General features: G+C 55.6%; 4 protein-coding genes. All 4 read left to right on the forward strand.

The window, feature by feature from the left end; translation table 11 throughout:
* Positions 1–501, forward strand: a 501-nt coding sequence (locus C162_RS36420; RefSeq protein WP_036699925.1) for a BclA C-terminal domain-containing protein, incomplete at its 5' end; no start/stop codon positions are given.
* A 257-nt stretch (positions 502–758) separates the two neighbouring features.
* A complete protein-coding gene (locus C162_RS27605) occupies positions 759–2,465 on the forward strand; it encodes a glycoside hydrolase family 13 protein (RefSeq protein WP_036699929.1) in 1,707 nt (568 codons plus the stop codon).
* A 280-nt stretch (positions 2,466–2,745) separates the two neighbouring features.
* Positions 2,746–3,483, forward strand: coding sequence for a class I SAM-dependent methyltransferase (locus C162_RS27610; RefSeq protein WP_036699931.1), 738 nt, complete (start codon positions 2,746–2,748; stop codon positions 3,481–3,483).
* Between the two features lie 41 nt (positions 3,484–3,524).
* Positions 3,525–4,520 carry an MBL fold metallo-hydrolase gene (locus C162_RS27615; RefSeq protein ID WP_051493978.1) on the forward strand — a complete coding sequence of 332 codons (996 nt, stop codon included), beginning with the start codon at positions 3,525–3,527 and terminating at the stop codon, positions 4,518–4,520.
* Positions 4,521–5,219: the final 699 nt, after the last annotated feature.

Consider the following 5,219-nt stretch of genomic DNA (forward strand, 5'->3'; position numbering starts at 1 on the left):
CCAGCCGGTGCAACGGGAGCTGCCGGGCCAGCGGGGGCAACCGGTGCTACGGGCACAGCAGGGCCCGCAGGTGCTACAGGGGCAGCGGGAGGAATTGCCCAGTTCGGTTACGTCTATAACCTTGGCGCGCAGGTAGTGCCGATTGAGGCAGATGTGTCTTTTGATACGAACGGACTGCTGACCCCCGGGATTACACATGCCCCTGGTACAACTACAATTTCGGTAACTAGTGCAGGGAGTTATGAGGTTAATTTCTCCGTGTCCGGAGTGGAGCCCAGCCAATTTGCATTATTCGTGAACGGGGCGCAGGTTCCGGGAACAGTCTACGGTTCAGGTGCAGGAACCCAGCAGAACACTGGGCAAGCTATCCTTGCCTTGTCCTCTGGAGATGTACTGACGCTTCGGAACCACAGCTCGGCTGCTGCTGTCACATTGCAGACGCTGGCTGGAGGGACGCAAGCCAATGTGAATGCTTCGATTGTAATTAAACAGCTTGCATAGCCGGTTAAAACGGACCCGACTGCTTGGATAGAGAGCGGGTTTTGTAAAGGAACGGGGTACCCGATCGGGTACCCCGCATTTTTGTGCAGCAATGATCCAAAAGGTTGGAAATCCCTCAATGAAAGACGGCTCTTCTCAGCTTGATGGCGAAGGGAGCGGCGCATGTCTTTAAAATAAATTGTTATTCACTTCAGTGAGTATGGTTAAGATATATTAAATGTCTTATACAACAGGAATCAAGAGCGGAGGCGTCTGAATTGAACCCTAAATGGTGGAAAGAGAGCGTAGTCTACCAGATTTATCCGATTAGCTTCATGGACAGTAACGGCGACGGGATTGGAGATCTGCGCGGGATCTTGTCGAAGCTTGATTACTTGCAGGAGCTCGGCGTGGATGTGATCTGGGTCTGCCCGATTTATAAATCCCCGAACCATGACAATGGCTATGATATCAGCGACTACTGCGACATTATGAAGGAATTCGGCACGATGGCGGATTTCGATGAACTGCTGCGTGAGATGCATTCCCGCGGCATGAAGCTGATGATGGACCTGGTGCTGAATCATACCTCGCATGAACATCCGTGGTTCGTGGAATCGAGAAGCTCGAAGGACAATCCCAAGCGGGACTATTATATCTGGCGCAAAGGTAAAAACGGCGGCCCCCCGAACAACTGGGAATCCTACTTCAGCGGCTCGGTCTGGGAGCTGGACCCCCGGACGGATGAATATTATCTGCACCTGTACTCCCGGTTCCAGCCCGATCTCAACTGGGAGAATCCGGCGGTCATCGATAAGCTGCACGAGATGGTGCAGTGGTGGCTGAAGAAGGGGGTGGACGGCTTCCGCTTCGATGCCATTGCCCATATTGTGAAGGCAGAGGGCTATCCGGATGCCCTGAATCCTGGCGGTACTCCGACGGTCCGCGCCTATGACATGTTCTCGAACCTGAATCATGTGCATACCCTGCTGCAGAATCTGCACGATCAGGTGCTCTATTACTACGATATCATGACGGTAGGGGAGACCTCGGGGCTTGGGCCGGAGCAGGCGCTGGATTATGTCGGTGACGGACGCCGTGAGCTGAATATGACCTTTCAGTTCGAGCATATGAATCTGGATGCCGCCTCGCCGGGCAGCGGGAAATGGGATGTGGTGCCCTGGAAGCTGACAGATCTTAAGGCGATCATCAGCGATTGGCAGACCGTCCTGCATAACCGGGGCTGGAATGCCAACTATCTGTGTAACCATGACCAGCCGCGCTCGGTCTCGCGGTTCGGCGATGACCTGTACTACCGGGTCCCGTCGGCCAAGATGCTCGCCACCTTCATTCATATGCTTGAAGGCACACCGTATATTTATCAGGGCGAGGAGATCGGTATGACCAATGTAGCCTTCGAGTCGATCGATGATTACCGGGATGTGGAGACCTTGAACTATTATGAGGAAAAGCGCAACGCCGGTGTTCCCGAAGCCGACATCATGGCCGCGATTCATACCAAGAGCCGTGACAATGCCCGGACTCCGATGCAATGGGATGATGGTGAGGAAGGCGGGTTCACCACAGGTACGCCCTGGATCAGGGTCAACTCGAACTCCCGGGAGATTAACGCGGCCAGCAGCGTCAAGGACCCGGACTCTATTTACAACTATTATAAGAAGCTGATCCAGCTCCGCAAAAAACATCAGGTCATCGTCTATGGTGAATACGGACTCTTGCTGGAGGAGCATCCCGAAATCTATGCCTATACCCGGACGCTGGAGGATCAGCGCCTGCTCGTGATTCTGAATTTCTTCGGACATGAGCCGGTCTTCGAGCTGCCGGAGGAATTCCAGACTGCCGCGAAGCTGGAGCTGCTGATCTCCAATTATGAGCCTGCCAAGGAGGAAGATCTCCAGCAGTTGAAGCTACGCCCTTATGAAGCGCGCGTGTATCTGCAGCGGTTAGATCAGGGTTCTGCTTAAGCGAACGAACCTACAACCGGATCTGGAGATGTGCAGCAGTCCCGGCGGAAGTACCGGGACTGCTGTTTGTTATGCGGAAAACTGAATACATATACGCTGCGAGATCATACGTTTTTTATCCGCACAGTGATCCTGTTCCTTTAATTATAAATAAATGATTATGTGTTGCAGGTCTGTGACTTCGCTGGGCTTCTACAGTAAAAGGCGGTACAATAGGCGTTATTAGAGACAGGGATAAGCCCGTGCGGTGAAGCGGAGTATGGAGGGAGTTAGAAGAGAGATGAGTGAGTGGTATGAGAAATGTTTTGGCGAGGACTATCTGATTGTATACAGACACAGGGATTTCAGCGGTGCGCGTCATGAGGTGGAGAGCATGATCCAGTGGCTTGGCCTGCCCCGGGGCGCGAAGGTGCTGGACCTCTGCTGCGGCATGGGCCGCCATTCACTGGCTCTGTCACAGGCTGGCTATGAAGTAACAGGTGTGGATCTGTCGAAGGTGCTGCTGCGTGAGGCGCGTGCGCAGGCTGGGGCAGAACAGGTTACCTGGCTGCAATCGGATATGCGGGAGCTTCCGCTTGCGGGCGGCTTCGATGCTGTGGTCAATTTGTTCACTTCCTTCGGATATTTTGAAGAGGATGAGGAGCAGATTAAGGTGCTTAAGGAGATTTGCCGGATGCTGAAGCCGGGGGGCCGGTTCATCATTGATTTCCTGAACCCGGCTTACGTCATCCGCCATTTGGTGCCCCATTCGGTCCGGGAGGACGGAGATGTTCGGATTGACGAGACCCGCCGGATCGAGGAGGGGTATGTGAAGAAGGATATTCTGCTGACCTCGAAGGCCGGGAACGCTCCGGCCCGCAAGTGCCAGGAACGGGTAAAGCTCTACACGCTGGAGGATTTCCGCAGAATGCTTGCCGCTGCCGGGCTGCGGCTGGATACTGTTCACGGCGGCTACGATGAAGAGGAATATAACGCTGAATCCTCGGCCCGCATGATCTTCATGGGAGGTAGACCTTAGAGATGGCATCAGGGAGAGGGCTTAGAGGAGGCGGAGGAAGGTTGAACAAGGAGATTATTCAAGCTTGGGACGGCGGAGTTCTTCAGGTATCGGTGCCAATGGGGCTGCCGCTGCGCCAGGTTAACAGCTATCTGCTGCCGGATAAGGACGGCAGGGTTACGGTCATTGATCCAGGCCCGCATACACCTGCTGCCGAGCTTGCCTGGCAGGGGGTGCTTGAGGCACTGAGCCTTACCTGGACGCAGGTGCGGGATATCGTGGTGACCCACCATCATCCCGACCATTACGGGCTGGCGGGCTGGATGCAGTCCCGCAGCGGAGCGCGGGTATGGATGAGCGAACGGGCGCATGCCGAGGCCGGTCTGGCCTGGGGGGAAGCGGCGATTCTGAATGAGGCGCTGCCGCTCTTTTTCCGGCGGCATGGGATGCCGGAGGAGTGGCTTGCGGGTATCCGGGAGCATCTGGATAGCTTCCTGCCTGAGGTGACCCCGCAGCCTGAGGTCACCTATATCAATGCCGCGGAGCCGTTTGTGATGGGCAGCCGGAAATGGCAGCCCATTATCACAGGCGGGCATGCGCCGGGGCATGTGTCGTTCTACCACGGCGGCAGCGGGCAGATCCTCTGCGGCGATGCTGTGCTGCCGCAGATTTCGCCCAATGTCGGCCTGCAGCCGGGCAGCGATCCGCAGCCGCTGCTGACGTTCCTGGAGGGGCTGCAGGAGCTGCGCAGCCTGCGGGTTACGCTGGCGTTCCCGGGCCACCGGGAACCGTTCCCGGGGTTCACGGCGCGGGCGGACAGCCTGCTCCGGCATCATGAGGAGCGGCTGGATACTACAGCCGCGCTGCTCGCAGGCGGACCGCAGAGCGGGTTCGCGGTCTGCGAGGGGCTGTTCCGCAGCCGGGTCGCGACAGCGCACCAGATGCGGTTCGCCATGAGCGAGGCGCTGGCCCACCTGGCCGAGCTGGTGCGCCGGGGGCGGGCGGCCGAGACGGAGGCCGGGCCTGGCGGCAGCCTCCTTTTCACGGCTGTGGAGTAGGCCTGCGCGAGGAACGGTGCAGGCTGCTGGCAGCAGATTACAAGATATTGTACTCTGCTGCCACTAACCTGCATTTCATCACATGTAGTTAATCACACATGCACGTGGCTCATAACACGCAGTTCATCACACATAGCTCATCACACGTAGCTCATCACACGTAGCTCATCACACGTAGCTCATCACACGTAGCTCATCACACGTAGCTCATCACACATAGCTCATCACACGTAGCTCATTACACGCAACTTACGAAACGTAGCCCATAACATGCAACTCACAGCTCACAACACGTAGCCCTAATTCAATGCTCATAACCCTCCACTTATACCCGCTGCTGATGCCCCGCTGCACACAACCTGCTGACCGAAAACCGCTCATTAACCTATTGTTGCCCTCACACTCTTCTGGAAACCTCGACTATTGGAACACCTGAAAGAAATGACTAATTTATTGGTGAAGTTTGCAGCCTGTCAACAACACTACTCATTCCTCCTCCAAAGTTAGCTGTAAGTGGTGAGATGTGATATTCAAAGGGATAAATCCCTTTGATTCACCAGAAAGTGGCGGATGATCCGAAATGAAAGGGATAAATCCCTTTGAGCAGTCTGAATGAAGAGCACAAGTGCACCTGAATTAGCCGAAAGCGGGCGGGAAGCGTGAATGAAGAGCACAAGTGCACCTGAATTAGTCAAAAGT

Source organism: Paenibacillus sp. FSL R7-269 (assembly GCF_000517865.1).
In the GTDB taxonomy this organism is placed as follows: Bacteria; Bacillota; Bacilli; order Paenibacillales; family Paenibacillaceae; genus Paenibacillus_AQ.

Coding starts and splice junctions, on each gene's coding strand:
- C162_RS27610 (WP_036699931.1), top strand. CDS start 2,746: ATGAGTGAGTGGTATGAGAAATGTTTTGGCGAGGACTATCTGATTGTA.